Below are 13223 nucleotides of genomic sequence, written 5' to 3'. Positions count from 1 at the left end.
CGAAGTGGACTTCTTGGGCGAAATGAACTGGGAGCCGCGCCGTCGGAGAGGACGGCAAGCCCATAGTGTTGATATTTGTCGGAAATTTGGCCGCAGCCAGCTGCACGCAAATCGATAAAAAACATTATTGAAGGCTCCGCAATCTCACCACCGCCCTCAAGCCGCCCATGCCTGACCGTTCCAGCGCCAGGGCGCCTCCATACTCGTTGACGAGGTCGGCGACAATGGCCAATCCGAGCCCCGTTCCCGGCTTCGTTTCGTCTAACCTTTTGCCACGCTTCAACACCTCCCGCGCGCTGTCCTCGGGAATGCCGGGGCCGTCATCCTCTATAACGATTTCGAACAGGTTGGCGCTTCCCGCAACGGTGGCAACCGAGACGGCGACGGCGCCCTTCGCCCATTTCATGGCATTGTCGAGCAGATTGCCGAGCAATTCCTCCAGATCCTCGCGCTCGCCGGCAAAGACGATCTCGGCGGGCGGCGGCGACAGCGAAAGCTTCGTCCGCGGGTTGAGCTTCTGCAGCACGCGCACCATCCGCTCGACCAATGGCTTCACCGGCGTGCGGAAGACGACGCTGTCGCGCTGGGCCGCAACGCGGGCGCGCTGCAGATAATGGTCCACCTGCTTCTGCATCGAGGCGGCCTGCTCGGCGATGAGCTGGCCCTTGGCGCCGCCGAGCGCGCGGCCCTCGTTGATCAAGACGGCAAGCGGCGTCTTCAGCGAATGGGCGAGGTTGCCGACCTGAGTGCGCGAGCGCTCGACGATGCGCCTGTTGTTCTCGATCAGCGCGTTGGTCTCGTTGGCCAAGGGCTCGATCTCGGCGGGGAAGCGCCCGTCGAGCCGCTGCGCCGTGCCCTCGCGCACCATGGCGAGCGCATCGCGCACCCGGCGCAAGGGCTGCAGGCCGAGCAGGATGGCGATGGCGTTGATGGCGATCATGCCGACGCCGAACAGCGACAGATAGGTGAGCAGCCGGCGCTGGAAGCTGGCGATCTCCTGCTCCAGTTCGCTGTGGTTGCCCATGACGCGGAACCGCGCGGCGCGGTTCTTGGCATCGAGCACGAACTCGCTCTCGAATACTTCGAGCTCCTCGCCCTTGATGCCTTCGGTCGAGTAGCTGCGCTGGAAATTCGCGTTGAAGGGAACCTCGGCGACGCTTGGCGACAGGATCGAGGTCGTCATCGAGGAGGAATGGATCTCGCCGTGGACGCCTTCGGATGCCGGCTCCACCGACCAGTACCAGCCGGAATTCGGTTCGGAGAAGCGCAGGTCTCCCAGGTCGGGCGAGCCAGTGAGCGCGCCGCTGTCGGAAATGCCGACGGAGCCGATCAGGTTGAACAGATGTGCCGAAAGCAGGCTGTCGAAGCCACGCTCGCTGGCCTGGCGGTAGAGCGTGGCGATGAGGGTGAAGATGACGACGAGCGTCAGGATCGCCCAGACCGTCGAAAAGGCGATGACGCGGAAGGTCAGCGAGCGCGGCCAGGGCCGCAGCCTTGAAAGCCACGTTCTCATCGTCGGCTTCAGCGGTTCCGCGTCACGCCTCCGGCTCTCGCATACGATAGCCCATGCCACGCACGGTTTCGATCATGTCGATGCCCATCTTCTTGCGAAGCCGCCCGACAAACACTTCGATGGTGTTGGAATCGCGGTCGAAATCCTGATCGTAGAGATGTTCGACCAATTCGGTGCGCGACACCACCTCGCCCATATGGTGCATCAGATAGGCGAGCAGCCGGAACTCATGCGAGGTGAGCTTCAGCGGCACGCCGTTGACGTCCGCCTTGGAGGCCTTGGTGTCGAGCCTGAGCGGACCGCAGGTGAGCTCGGACGAGGCGTGGCCGGCGGCGCGGCGGATCAGCGCCCTCACCCTGGCCAGCACCTCCTCGATGTGGAACGGCTTGGTGACATAGTCGTCGGCACCGGCGTCAATGCCCGCCACCTTGTCGCTCCAGCGGTCGCGCGCGGTCAGGATCAGCACGGGCATTTTGCGCCCGCCGCGGCGCCAGCGCTCGACGACGCTGATGCCGTCCATCTGCGGCAGGCCGATGTCGAGGACGACGGCGTCGTAAGGCTCGGTGTCGCCGAGGAAATGCCCCTCCTCGCCATCATAGGCGCGGTCGACGACATAGCCGGCGTCGACCAGCGCATCCGCCAGCTGCCGGTTGAGATCCTTGTCATCCTCGACGACGAGCACACGCATGGATTGAAGCCTGTTGTTGGGTAGAGGTATAGGCCGATTCCGCGGGCCAGGGAAACGATGGGCTCAGTTCAGCGGCACCACGATCTCGGAACGGCGCGGACGCTGGCCCTCCTTGCCCGGCACCAGCACGACGATGACGCAGACTTGCTGTCCGCCGCGGGTCGCCTGCGAGGCCTTGGCGAGCGTGCCGCCATTCTGCGCGGCGACCTGCTGGCCGATCGCGTAGCAATCGCTGGCGGCAAGCACGATCGGCTCATCGGCCGACGGCTCGATGGCCGGCACGGCGATCGCCTGCGACGCGAAAAGGCCGGCTGCCGCAAGCGTCAGCGTCGCGGCGCGGATATGGGAGCGGAACGTTTTCATGATCACGGTTCTAACGCATCTGTGCTGAACGTGAAATGAACGGTGAACGGCCGAAAATCCATGCCCGCCATGGCCCCATAGTATTTTGTTCTTGCTGCCGTGGCCCCTCAGGCCAGGCGCTGAATTCATAGCCGGAAAAGCACCGGCGCGGCTACGGTTTTCGCGCGCGCGATTGTGCTCTAGTTAGCGCCCGTAAAGAGCGCGACCACGGGAGAATGCCATGACGCGTGAGGATCTTGCCGACCGCTACAAAGCCTACATCGCCTGCCTCAACGAACAGGACTGGGACAATCTCGGCTGCTTCGTCGGCGAGGAGGTGCAGTATAACGGCGAGACGATCGGGCTTTCGGGCTACCGCCGCATGCTGGAAGGCGATTTCGAGTCCATTCCCGATCTGCGTTTCAACATCGAACTTCTGGTATCGGAACCGCCACGCGTGGCGGCCCGCCTGCATTTCGACTGCAAGCCCAAGGGCGTGCTGTTCGGCCTGCCGGTGAACGGCAAGCGCGTCTCCTTCGCCGAGAACGTTTTTTATGAATTCCAGGACGGGCGGATATGTGAGGTCTGGTCGGTCATCGACAAGGCCGCCATCCAGGCTCAGCTTTAGGAAGTTGTGCTCCCTTAGGCACTTTCCTGCGTCAGCGCGCGAAAGCGCAGCAGCCCGTGATGGACTGCCAGGTCATCGTCATAGCGCGCCTCGGCGAATTCCAGCGACAGACGCGTCTGGCCGCGCGGGCCGATCGAGAGCGCCGCGCCGTCGAGACGCGCCCTGATGCTGTCCATGATGAGCCGCGTCTCGGCCTCGCCTTGGGCCTTCGACCAGACATGCAGCGTGATGAGTTGGTCGTCGTTGTTGTCGGCGCCGGTGTCCAGGTTGAAGGCGCTGGTGCGGCCGTAGGTGACGTGCGGAAAAGCCGCCTTGTCGCTCGCCTGCTCGAGCAGGCCGGCGCCGCCCAGCAGCGCCGACAGGGACGCATCGGTCTTCAGTCGCAGGAACAAGGCTTGCATCAAATCGCCAGGCGCCGTCATCTCTCGTCTCCGTTCGCCTGACACGCCTTGAATACCATTTACGCCGGCAGTTTCGCGCGCACCGTAACCGCGTTGCGCTCACTTCGCCAGATCGGTGGGCGTGGTCCGGGAACCGCTTTCGGCAAGCCGGCGCGGCACTAGCCACCGATCAACGCCGCATGGTCCCTGACCACGGCGGTCACGAAGCGGATCACGGCGCGCACCGGCGCCTCATCACCGATCTCGCGGCGATAGACAAGCGAAACCGGGTGGCTGCCGAGAATATCAGGGGTGAGCCGCACCATACGCGGTTCCGGCTCGGCCAGCATGCAGGGCATCGCGGCCAGCCCGGCACCGCCCAGCGCCGCCGCCAGCATCTCGGTCATTTCTGCAACGCGAAACACAATCGTCGCGCCCTTGCCATAGGCTTCGACCCAGCGGGCGCCGGGTACGCCCGCAAGGCTGTCATGGAAGCCAATGATCTCGTGCCCGGACAGCCGGCGTGGATCGACCGGCAGGCGATCGAGATAGACCCTGGATGCGTAGAGCGACCACCCCGAGACGCAAAGCTTGCGCGCGACCAGCGTTTCATCGACCACGATCCCGATCCTGACCGCCAGGTCGGCCTCGCCATGCCGCAGATCGACGGGGCGGCTGCCGCTGGTCAAATCGAGGCCGATGCCGGGACAGGCCTTGCGGAAAGCCGCCATGCGCTCGGCAAAGAAGGGGCTGAAGCCGGTCGGCAGCGCCAGCCTGACGCGGCGCGTGCCCGAACGGGCCAAGGCCGTCATCGCCTCAATGGCGCGTTCCAAATCCTCGCAGAGCGGCAGCAGTCTCTGGCCCAGCGGCGTCACCTCGGCGGCATCATCGTGCCGCTCGTGCTGCGCCATCAAGTGGCGGATCACGAAGCAAAGGAAAGGCTCATCGCGCAGTCCGGCCTCAACTGGACGATCGTGCGGCCACCAAAGCTCGGCAACGGCCGCGCTACTGGCCGGTTCCGCCATGGCAATGGCATCAGGGCCAGATCGCTGCTGCCGACACTGGCGCGTGCCGACGTTGCAGCCTTCACGCTCGATCAGCTCAGCGACACGGCCTATTCGCGCAAAGCAGTTGCCCTGCTGCCTTGATGTTCACGACACCGTCGACAGCTGTGGCAGCGTGCGGCATCGAAAGACGCCACGGTCCCAATCAGCCGAAATCGGCGGCGGTCAGCACATATATGCTCTTGCGGGTGCGGGCATAGGCCTTGCTGGCGACGTCATGGATGGAGCCGGAAGCCGTGTCGAAGGCCGCCAGATAGGTTGCTTCGGCGGTCGCCGTTCCTGGCGGTGCATTGGAAATGGCATCCGCGGCGACAGAGAAGGAAATCTGGAACATGCCGTCATGGCCGACGAAGCGGATTCGTCTGCCAGCCTCGTCATAGCTGCGGCTTCGGTTGGGAAATGTAAGGCTCATGACTTTACCTCCGTTGAAGCGGCCTTCTTCACCGTCCGCGGTGCCCGCTTCTTTTTCGGTGCAGGGTTCAAGGCTTCTGCAACACGGTCGGCCTCTTCCTTGGCCAGCCGCAACTCCCTCAGCCTTGCCGTCTTGATGATCCTGGCCTTCGCCTCAGACAGGTACTCAGCCGTCGCCTTGTTTCGCTCCACAGTTTTCTTCTGCTTTTCCAAGAAGCGGGCTTCAGCTTTTTCCATGATGGTTTGACTGGCTTCGGCCATCGTCGAAATCTCCCTTTGCGGCTAGCGCTGCGAAAAATGAATTCACCTTTTAAGATAGTTATCCATAACGGAAATTTCAATTTTCGAAATATTTGGAGCTGTTCGGCTTTTTAAAAACCGATCCACAAAATAATCTTTTCAATATTTTCCATTGCCCATGGATAATTTTTGGCACTCCTATCTATCGAGTGCCAATGGGTCTATAAGAAGGGCAGCGGCCGCCTATGACGGCCCCCAGAAAGAAGCTCCCATGAAATTCTGGCCACTCCACGACCGCGTCGTCATTCGCCGCGCCGAAGGCAATACCAAATCCAAGGGCGGCATCATCATCCCTGACAATGCCAAGGAAAAACCGCAGGAAGGCGAAGTGATCGCTGTCGGCTCGGGCGCGCGAGACGAAAGCGGCACGCTGATCGTGCCCGATGTGAAAGCCGGAGACTTCATCCTGTTCGGCAAATGGTCGGGAACCGAGGTCAAGATCGACGGCGAGGACCTTCTGATTATGAAGGAGGCAGACATCCTGGGCATCATCGAGAAGACCGTGGCTGCCAAGAAGGCAGCCTGATCGGAGCGCCGCGCGTCTTCGGACGCGCGAACGACGCACCGAGTTTTGTATTGCGAGTCGTGCCCTTCCGAAAATCGATCCCGATTTTCGAGCGATGCTTTCAGGCGGCGCTGCGCGCCTTGCCTCAACCAACCGAACTGGAAAAAATCATGCCCGCCAAGGAAATCAAATTCTCCACCGATGCCCGCGACCGCATGCTGCGCGGCGTCGAACTCCTCAACAACGCCGTCAAGGTGACGCTCGGCCCCAAGGGCCGCAACGTCATCATCGACAAGGCCTATGGCGCGCCGCGCATTACCAAGGACGGTGTCACTGTCGCCAAGGAAATCGAACTCACCGACAAGTTCGAGAACATGGGCGCGCAGATGGTGCGTGAAGTGGCCTCGAAGACCAACGACCTTGCCGGTGACGGCACTACCACCGCCACGGTGCTGGCCGCTTCGATCCTGCGCGAAGGCGCCAAGCTCGTAGCCGCCGGCATGAACCCGATGGACCTCAAGCGGGGCATAGACCAGGCGGTTGCCGCCGTGGTCAAGGAGATCCAGGCGCGTGCCAAGAAGGTCAAGTCCTCGGCCGAGATCGCGCAGGTCGGCACCATCGCCGCCAATGGCGATGACACCGTCGGCGCCATGATCGCCAAGGCGATGGACAAAGTCGGCAATGACGGCGTCATCACCGTCGAAGAGGCCAAGACCGCAGACACCGAACTCGACGTTGTCGAGGGCATGCAGTTCGACCGCGGCTATCTCTCGCCCTATTTCGTCACCAACGCCGACAAGATGCGCGCCGAGCTGGAGGAGCCTTACGTCCTCATCCACGAAAAGAAGCTCGGCAATCTGCAGGCGCTGTTGCCGATCCTGGAAGCCGTCGTGCAAAGCGGCAGGCCGCTGCTGATCATCTCCGAGGACGTCGAGGGCGAGGCGCTGGCGACGCTGGTCGTCAACAAGCTGCGCGGCGGCCTCAAGGTCGCGGCCGTCAAGGCGCCAGGCTTCGGCGACCGCCGCAAGGCGATGCTGGAAGACATTGCAGTGCTCACCGCAGGCCAGATGATATCAGAGGATCTCGGCATCAAGCTGGAGAACGTCACCATCGACATGCTCGGCCGTGCCAAGCGCGTGCTGATCGACAAGGACACGACAACGATCGTCGACGGCGCCGGCAGCAAGGCCACCATCCAGGCGCGCATCGCCCAGATCAGGGGACAGATCGAGGAAACCACCTCCGACTACGACAAGGAAAAGCTGCAGGAGCGGCTGGCGAAACTTGCCGGCGGCGTTGCGGTCATCCGCGTCGGCGGCGCCACCGAGTCGGAAGTCAAGGAAAAGAAGGACCGCATCGACGATGCGCTGAACGCCACGCGTGCCGCTGTCGAAGAAGGCATTGTTCCAGGCGGTGGCGTAGCGCTGCTGCGCGCAAGGTCGGCTCTTGCCGGACTGACGGGCGCCAATGCCGATGTGACGGCCGGCATTTCGATTGTGCTCAGGGCACTCGAGGCGCCGATCCGCCAGATCGCCGAGAATTCCGGCGCCGAAGGCTCGATCGTCATCGGCAAGCTTTCCGACAGCAAGGACCACAATCAGGGTTTTGACGCACAGAACGAGATCTATGTCGATATGATCAAGGCTGGCATCGTCGATCCGGCAAAGGTAGTGCGGACGGCACTTCAGGACGCCTGTTCGATCGCCGCCCTGTTGATCACCGCCGAAGCCATGATCACCGACATTCCGGCCAAGGACGCAGCGCCTTCTCCCAGCGGCGGTGGCATGGGCTACTAACCAACTCCCCTGCCGGAAACAGCTCTGCAATGCCTGGCGCCGGCAAGCCGGGCGACTGATCCGAACACCAACCAAAAAGGAACTGTTCCATGGCCACACAAAGCAGCAAGCCATCTCTCGCGCGCCGATGGGAAGATTACCAGCCGGCCAAATCCACGCTTTTCTGGGCATGCGCGATGACCGTTGTCGCCACGCTGATCATCGGTTTCAACTGGGGCGGCTGGGTGACAGGCGGCACGTCGCGCTCGCTGGCGGCAACCGCGGGCGATGTGGCGCGCGGCGAGCTGGCCTCGGCCATCTGCGTCGATCGTTTCAACGCGGCGCCCGATGCTGCCGCCAAGCGTGTCGAGTTCAAGGCTCTGACCGACAGTTACAAGAAGCGGCAGTTCATTGAGACAGGCGGCTGGGCGACCATGCCCGGCAAGACCTCTGCCGACAGGTTGGGTGCCGAAAGCTGCGCGGTCGCCCTCGCCGCCTGAACATCGAGCTATCCGAAGCGCAAGACCTCTTCACGAGAGCCTGAAAGACAGCGGCCGGGGCATCCTCCCCGGCGCAGCCCAATGGCAAGGAGATCGCGACAAATGATCACGTTCGTGCCGAAGCCAAGTGCCGTGCCGGCAAGCGAACCAGCCGAGGAAAGCCGCTTCGATCGCATTCGCCGGCTTGCCGCGGAAAAGCACCAGAAAGCCGATGCCGGCACTATAGGCCAGGACCCGCAAACGGCAGGCGACAAGCGCCCGATGTAACGGGGCTTGTGCCGATCACGACACCGGCGGAGCACCACCCTCCTCAGTGCGGCGTGCGATGAATTCGTCGAGCACGCCGGCCGTGGCGGCAGCAGATGCAGGCGGCTGAAAATCGGAAAGAATCCGCTTCCAGATGCCGGTGGCACGCTCGGTGGCGGTCTTTGAGCCGGACTGCGTCCAGTTGCCGAAATTCGACCAGTCGGCCACCAGCGGTTCGTAGAAGGCGGTGCGGTAGCGCGTCATAGTGTGACCGGCCGAGAAGAAATGGCCGCCGGGCTGCACTTCGGCGATCGCTTCGTAACCGATGGCATCCGCGTCGCCCGGCGTCTTCGCGCAAAGCTCGGCGACCGTCTGCAGCGCCTCGATGTCGGTGATCAGCTTCTCGAAGGAGACGCTCAAGCCACCTTCCAGCCAGCCGGCGGCGTGGATGCAGACCGTGGCGCCGGCCAGCACCGAGCCCCAGAGCGCGAACTGCGTCTCATGCGCGGCCTGCGCGTCGGAAATATTGGCCGCGCTGCCGCCGCCGGAGCGCCAGGGCAGGCCAGTGAAGCGCGCGAGCTGGCCGGCGCCCAGTGTCGCCTTGACATGTTCCGGCGTGCCGAAGGCCGGCGCGCCGGACTTCATGTCGACATTGGACGAGAAGGAACCGTAGACCACCGGGGCGCCGGGGCGCACGATCTGGGCGAGCGTCAAGCCGGCCAGCGCCTCGGCATGCTGCAGCGTCAGCGCGCCGGCGACCGTGATCGGCGCCATGGCGCCCGCCAGACAGAAGGGCGTGATGATCGACACCTGGCCGGCGCGGGCAAAGTCGATGATGCCTTGCGCCATCGGGATGTCGAGCTGGCGCGGCGAATTGGTGTTGATGACGGTGTAGCAATGCGCGTCGGCCAGGAACTCGTCCTCGGAGAGGCCGCGCGCCAGCCGGACCATCTCGAAGCTGTCCTCGACCTGCGGCGTGCCGCGGGCGAAGACGAACGGTACCTTGTCGGACAGCGTCAGCTGTGCCCGGCCGGTGGCATAGTGGCGAAAGCGCGTGTCGACGTCCTGCGGCTCGACGCAGGGACCGAGCATGTGCAGCACGTCGAAATGCTGCACCAGCCGGATGAATTCCTCGAAGGCGGCAAGCGTGCCCGGCCGCCGGCCGCGCTCGAGATCGGTGACGTTGGGAGCGCCGCAACCGGCGAGGAACGTCATCGTGCCGAGTTCGAGATCGAGATCGCGGGAGCGGTCACCGGCCCGCGTCGGGATCGAGCGCGGCGCGGCGGCAAGCGCCGCCGACACGATGTCGCGGCCGATGCGCACCATCTGGCTGTCCTCGTCGACCAGCGCGCCGGCCCGGGCAAAGTTTGCTCGCGCCTCGGGCAGCAACACCTTGATGCCGAGCTCCTCCAGCACGCGCAGCGCCGTGTCGTGAATCGCGGCGACCTGGTCGTCGGAAAAGACCGGCTGCGGCAGGAACGGGTTCTTCAGCGAACGGTAGTTCGGGCGGCGGCTCGATTCGCTGCCAGCGTCGCCGGTGCGTCCGCGCCGGCGTTCGCGTCTCAGATCGCGTGCGGCCTCGTCAATCATGCCTAATCCTCCCTATTGCCGCATTGCCTCGCCCTTGGGGTCGTAAGGCGATACCGCGATGACGCACGCCGGCCGTTCGACGCCGACAATGTGTACGGAAAGCTCCGTCCCCTCCTCGGCGAAATCGTCATCCAGCAACGCCAGGGCGACGCTCTTGCCGACTGTGTAGCCATAGCCGCCGGAGGTGACGAAGCCGACGCGGCGTCCCTTGTGCCAGACCGGCTCGAAGCCGCTGGCGTCGGCGTCGACCGTATCGACCTCCAGCGTCGCGATCCGTCGCGCGACACCGGCCTCGCGCTCCTCGAGCGCCGCTTCGCGTCCAACGAAATCGCCCTTGTCGAAGGCGATGAAGCGGTCGAGCCCGGTCTGGCCGGGCGTGTAGCCTTGCGTGAATTCGCGCGACCAGATGCCGAAGCTCTTTTCCAGCCGCAGCGAATTGAGCGCGTAATAGCCGATCTCGGCGAGGCCGAGATCCTCGCCGGCGACCAGCAGCGTCTCGCGCAAGGTCGCATGCAGGGTGGCCGGACAGTTGATCTCGAAGCCGAGCTCGCCGGCGATCGACAGCCGGGCGACGCGGGCGCGCACCATGCCGATGTCGAACGCGCCGCAAGCCATGAACGGCAGGGTTTTGGCGGAGATGTCCTGATGGGTGGTGCGTTCGACGATCTTCCTTGCGTTCGGTCCGGTGACGAGGAAGCCGGACATTGCGTCCGATATGTCCGTGACCGAGACACCTTCGGCCAAATGCGCTTCGAACCAGCGCATATGGAACTCGCGCAAATAGTAGGAGCCCATGATCCAGTAGTCGCCGCCGCCCCAGTTGAGCACGGTGAGATCGCCCTTGAGGCGTCCGTCATGACCGAGCATCGGCGCGAGCTTCGCGCGGCCGGGCTTCGGCAGCCTGCAGGCCAGCAGCCGGTCGAGCCATGCCTCGGCGCCCGGGCCTGACACCGCGTGGCGCGAGAAGGCCGTGGTATCGACGAGGCCGGCTGCGCGGCGCACCTGAAGCACCTCGTCGCCGACGATGTCGAAAGCGTTGGAGCGCTTCAGCGTCGTCTCCTCGCGGAACCCCATAGGCGCGAAATAGGCCGGGATTTCCAGACCCCAGGACGCCGTCCACTCGGCGCCGGCGGCGCTCATGCCATCATAAGCACCGGGGCGCTTCAGCGGCCGGCCTGCCGGCAAGCGCTCGTTGGGGAAGGTCATGACGAAGCGGCGGGCATAGAACTGGCCCGTCGTTTGCTTGAGATATTCGCGGTTGGCGGCGAAGGCGCCGTAGCGGGCGATGTCCATGCCGAAGATGTCGGCCTGCGGCTCGCCGTAAATCATCCATTCGGCCAGCGACTTGCCGACGCCGCCGCCCTGGCTGAAGCCGGCCATGACGCCGCAGGCGACCCAGTAGTTGCTGAGGCCCCTGACCGGGCCGACCAGCGGGTTGCCGTCCGGCGTGAAGGTGAAGGCGCCGTTCACCCATTTGCGGATGCCGGCCTTCGCCAGGCACGGGAAGCGCTGATAGGCCTTGGAAAGCTCCGGGCTGATGCGGTCAATGTCCTCGGGGATGAGCTCGATGCCGTAATCCCAGGGCGCGCCGTCCATGTTCCAATGCTTGGGGTTCTGCTCGTAGACGCCGAGCAGGACGCCTTTGCGCTCCTGTCTCAGATAGGAGAAACCGTCGAGATCGACGGCAAGGCCGAGTTCCTTGTCGAGCGCAGCGATTTCCGGAATGTCCTCGGTGACGAAATAGTGGTGCTCCATCGGCGTCACCGGCAGGTCGACGCCGGCCATAAGCCCGACCTGCTTGGCCCAGAGGCCGCCGGCGTTGACTACATGCTCGGCGACAATCGTGCCTTTCTCGGTGACGACGTCCCAGCCGCCGTCGGCGCGCTGCTTCAGCTCGACGACGCGATTGCGCAGGATCACATCGGCGCCGCGCTTCTTCGCGGCGCCGGCATAGGCGTGCGTCGTACCGTAGGGGTCGAGATGGCCCTCGTTGGAATCATAGAGGCCGCCCAGCACGTCGCTGACATCGACGATCGGGCAGATCTCCTTGATCTCCTCCGGTGTCATCAGCCGTGCCGTCTCGATGCCGACCGACTGGAATACCGCCCAGGCCGATTTCAGCCATTCCCAGCGCTGCGGGTCGCTCGCCATGTTGACGCCGCCGGTCATGTGCAGCCCGGCATTCTGGCCGGATTCGGCCTCGATCTCGCGATAGAGTTTTATCGTGTAGTCCTGCAATGCCGCGACGTTTGGATCGGCATTGAGAGCGTGGAAGCCGGCGGCCGCGTGCCAGGTCGAGCCGGCCGTCAGCTCGGCGCGCTCGATGAGCGCCACATCGCTCCAGCCGAACCGCGTGAGATGGTAGAGCACCGAGGCGCCGACCACGCCTCCCCCGATGACGACTGCCCGGTAATGCGATTTCACGAGCCTCTCCCTCTCGTTGGAGGCCCTTACGATACATCTCCTGGACATATGTGTCTAGACACTTCTGTCCAGAGCTTGCGCAGAGTTTCGTGCCGTGCCTATTGTGCGGCCATGATCATGACCGCTCCGCAGACCGAGCCGGCGCCCGCCAACATCAAGGTCACGCGCTCGGACTGGATCAATCTGGCGCTTGAGACACTGATTTCAGATGGCATCGAGAGCGTGCGGGTGCTTACGCTCGGCCAGAAGCTCGGCGTGTCGCGATCGAGCTTCTACTGGTATTTCGAAAGCCGCCAGGACCTGCTCGACCAATTGCTCAAGTATTGGCACGACACCAACACCACGGCGATCGTCGAGCGCGCCCGGCGCCCGGCCGAGACCATCATCATGGGTGTGATGAACGTCTTCGAATGCTGGGCCGACGAGCGCCTGTTCGACCCGAGGCTCGATTTCGCCGTCCGCGAATGGGCCAGGCGCTCGATCGACGTGCGGCGGATGATCGACCAGGCCGACGACGAGCGCCTCACTGCGATCCGCGACATGTACCGCCGGCACGGCTATGACGACGAGGACGCGTTCATTCGCGCCCGCGTGCTCTACTACATGCAGATCGGCTACTACGTGCTCGACCTCAAGGAGCCGGTCGAGGCCCGCGTCAGCCATCTCGCCGCCTACCTGCGCTCCTTCACCGGCCAGGAGCCGACAGACGCGGATGTGGCGCATTTCATGCGCTTCATCGCGGCGCGGTGATATCAGGAAGCATGTCTCCCGAAAGCGGGAACCGGCTTCGGGACAGAGACATGCGTAAGATCAAAGACCTGAAGCGCAGGAGCGAATCTGAAAGATCGCGACGCTTT

At 63.9% G+C, this 13223-nt stretch carries 16 protein-coding genes; 7 read left to right on the top strand and 9 right to left on the bottom strand.

What is annotated here, in order from left to right:
* Positions 1-124: 124 nt before the first annotated feature.
* From AU465_RS15580 to AU465_RS15570, 3 genes are all read right to left on the bottom strand, one after another.
* Positions 125-1513, bottom strand: a complete 1389-nt coding sequence (locus AU465_RS15580) for an ATP-binding protein (RefSeq protein ID WP_192249044.1) — start codon at positions 1511-1513, stop codon at positions 125-127.
* Positions 1514-1535: 22 nt separating this feature from the next.
* Entirely contained in the window at positions 1536-2201 is a 666-nt protein-coding gene (locus AU465_RS15575) for a response regulator transcription factor (RefSeq protein WP_041002188.1), read from the bottom strand.
* 63 nt (positions 2202-2264) lie between these two features.
* Entirely contained in the window at positions 2265-2564 is a 300-nt protein-coding gene (locus tag AU465_RS15570) for a hypothetical protein (protein ID WP_192249042.1), read from the bottom strand.
* A gap of 220 nt (positions 2565-2784) precedes the next feature.
* Between AU465_RS15570 and AU465_RS15565 the strand changes: the two genes are divergently transcribed.
* The gene (locus AU465_RS15565) at positions 2785-3171 is read left to right on the top strand and encodes an ester cyclase (protein WP_192249040.1); all 387 of its coding nucleotides are present in this window, start codon (positions 2785-2787) and stop codon (positions 3169-3171) included.
* 14 nt (positions 3172-3185) lie between these two features.
* Here AU465_RS15565 and AU465_RS15560 read toward each other — a convergent pair whose 3' ends face one another.
* Positions 3186-3593, bottom strand: coding sequence for a DUF3168 domain-containing protein (locus tag AU465_RS15560; protein WP_192249038.1), 408 nt, complete (start codon positions 3591-3593; stop codon positions 3186-3188).
* A 137-nt stretch (positions 3594-3730) separates the two neighbouring features.
* Positions 3731-4462 (bottom strand): LysR substrate-binding domain-containing protein, encoded by a 732-nt coding sequence (locus AU465_RS15555; RefSeq protein WP_192249036.1) that lies wholly within the window; start codon positions 4460-4462, stop codon positions 3731-3733.
* Here AU465_RS15555 and AU465_RS15550 point away from each other — a divergent pair.
* On the top strand, positions 4442-4699 hold the full coding sequence (locus AU465_RS15550) for an NAD(P)H-binding protein (protein ID WP_192249034.1): 258 nt from the start codon (positions 4442-4444) through the stop codon (positions 4697-4699). The two genes, AU465_RS15555 and AU465_RS15550, sit on opposite strands and share 21 nt — an antisense overlap.
* Before the next feature lie 61 nt (positions 4700-4760).
* Here AU465_RS15550 and AU465_RS15545 read toward each other — a convergent pair whose 3' ends face one another.
* On the bottom strand, positions 4761-5027 hold the full coding sequence (locus AU465_RS15545) for a DUF1488 family protein (RefSeq protein ID WP_027164842.1): 267 nt from the start codon (positions 5025-5027) through the stop codon (positions 4761-4763).
* Positions 5024-5287, bottom strand: coding sequence for a hypothetical protein (locus AU465_RS15540; RefSeq protein WP_192249032.1), 264 nt, complete (start codon positions 5285-5287; stop codon positions 5024-5026). Before AU465_RS15540 ends, AU465_RS15545 begins: the two co-directional genes overlap by 4 nt.
* Before the next feature lie 250 nt (positions 5288-5537).
* Between AU465_RS15540 and AU465_RS15535 the strand changes: the two genes are divergently transcribed.
* From AU465_RS15535 to AU465_RS15520, 4 genes are all read left to right on the top strand, one after another.
* On the top strand, positions 5538-5852 hold the full coding sequence (locus AU465_RS15535) for a co-chaperone GroES (RefSeq protein ID WP_192249022.1): 315 nt from the start codon (positions 5538-5540) through the stop codon (positions 5850-5852).
* Positions 5853-6001: 149 nt separating this feature from the next.
* Entirely contained in the window at positions 6002-7627 is a 1626-nt protein-coding gene (gene groL / locus AU465_RS15530) for a chaperonin GroEL (RefSeq protein ID WP_192249019.1), read from the top strand.
* Positions 7628-7716: 89 nt separating this feature from the next.
* The gene (locus AU465_RS15525; protein WP_192249016.1) at positions 7717-8106 is read left to right on the top strand and encodes a hypothetical protein; all 390 of its coding nucleotides are present in this window, start codon (positions 7717-7719) and stop codon (positions 8104-8106) included.
* Positions 8107-8208: 102 nt separating this feature from the next.
* Positions 8209-8373, top strand: coding sequence for a hypothetical protein (locus AU465_RS15520; RefSeq protein ID WP_192249013.1), 165 nt, complete (start codon positions 8209-8211; stop codon positions 8371-8373).
* 15 nt (positions 8374-8388) lie between these two features.
* Here AU465_RS15520 and AU465_RS15515 read toward each other — a convergent pair whose 3' ends face one another.
* On the bottom strand, positions 8389-9942 hold the full coding sequence (locus tag AU465_RS15515; RefSeq protein ID WP_192249010.1) for a trimethylamine methyltransferase family protein: 1554 nt from the start codon (positions 9940-9942) through the stop codon (positions 8389-8391).
* A gap of 12 nt (positions 9943-9954) precedes the next feature.
* The gene (locus tag AU465_RS15510) at positions 9955-12366 is read right to left on the bottom strand and encodes a GcvT family protein (RefSeq protein WP_192249007.1); all 2412 of its coding nucleotides are present in this window, start codon (positions 12364-12366) and stop codon (positions 9955-9957) included.
* 111 nt (positions 12367-12477) lie between these two features.
* Here AU465_RS15510 and AU465_RS15505 point away from each other — a divergent pair, with 111 nt between their 5' ends.
* Positions 12478-13116, top strand: a complete 639-nt coding sequence (locus AU465_RS15505) for a TetR/AcrR family transcriptional regulator (RefSeq protein ID WP_192249004.1) — start codon at positions 12478-12480, stop codon at positions 13114-13116.
* Positions 13117-13223: the final 107 nt, after the last annotated feature.

Source organism: Mesorhizobium silamurunense, assembly GCF_014843905.1.
GTDB lineage: Bacteria > Pseudomonadota > Alphaproteobacteria > Rhizobiales > Rhizobiaceae > Mesorhizobium > Mesorhizobium silamurunense.
The sequence above is the reverse complement of the archived record's forward strand: the minus strand, read 5'-3'. Positions and strand labels throughout refer to the sequence as shown.

Excerpts from the sequence above, each read along its gene's own strand:
- AU465_RS15570 (WP_192249042.1), bottom strand. The coding sequence starts at position 2,564 with ATGAAAACGTTCCGCTCCCATATCCGCGCCGCGACGCTGACGCTTGCG.
- AU465_RS15555 (WP_192249036.1), bottom strand. The coding sequence starts at position 4,462 with ATGGCGCAGCACGAGCGGCACGATGATGCCGCCGAGGTGACGCCGCTG.
- AU465_RS15535 (WP_192249022.1), top strand. The coding sequence starts at position 5,538 with ATGAAATTCTGGCCACTCCACGACCGCGTCGTCATTCGCCGCGCCGAA.
- AU465_RS15540 (WP_192249032.1), bottom strand. The coding sequence starts at position 5,287 with ATGGCCGAAGCCAGTCAAACCATCATGGAAAAAGCTGAAGCCCGCTTC.
- AU465_RS15505 (WP_192249004.1), top strand. The coding sequence starts at position 12,478 with ATGATCATGACCGCTCCGCAGACCGAGCCGGCGCCCGCCAACATCAAG.
- AU465_RS15580 (WP_192249044.1), bottom strand. The coding sequence starts at position 1,513 with ATGAGAACGTGGCTTTCAAGGCTGCGGCCCTGGCCGCGCTCGCTGACC.
- AU465_RS15515 (WP_192249010.1), bottom strand. The coding sequence starts at position 9,942 with ATGATTGACGAGGCCGCACGCGATCTGAGACGCGAACGCCGGCGCGGA.
- AU465_RS15565 (WP_192249040.1), top strand. The coding sequence starts at position 2,785 with ATGACGCGTGAGGATCTTGCCGACCGCTACAAAGCCTACATCGCCTGC.
- AU465_RS15560 (WP_192249038.1), bottom strand. The coding sequence starts at position 3,593 with ATGACGGCGCCTGGCGATTTGATGCAAGCCTTGTTCCTGCGACTGAAG.
- AU465_RS15575 (WP_041002188.1), bottom strand. The coding sequence starts at position 2,201 with ATGCGTGTGCTCGTCGTCGAGGATGACAAGGATCTCAACCGGCAGCTG.
- AU465_RS15525 (WP_192249016.1), top strand. The coding sequence starts at position 7,717 with ATGGCCACACAAAGCAGCAAGCCATCTCTCGCGCGCCGATGGGAAGAT.
- groL (WP_192249019.1), top strand. The coding sequence starts at position 6,002 with ATGCCCGCCAAGGAAATCAAATTCTCCACCGATGCCCGCGACCGCATG.
- AU465_RS15545 (WP_027164842.1), bottom strand. The coding sequence starts at position 5,027 with ATGAGCCTTACATTTCCCAACCGAAGCCGCAGCTATGACGAGGCTGGC.
- AU465_RS15520 (WP_192249013.1), top strand. The coding sequence starts at position 8,209 with ATGATCACGTTCGTGCCGAAGCCAAGTGCCGTGCCGGCAAGCGAACCA.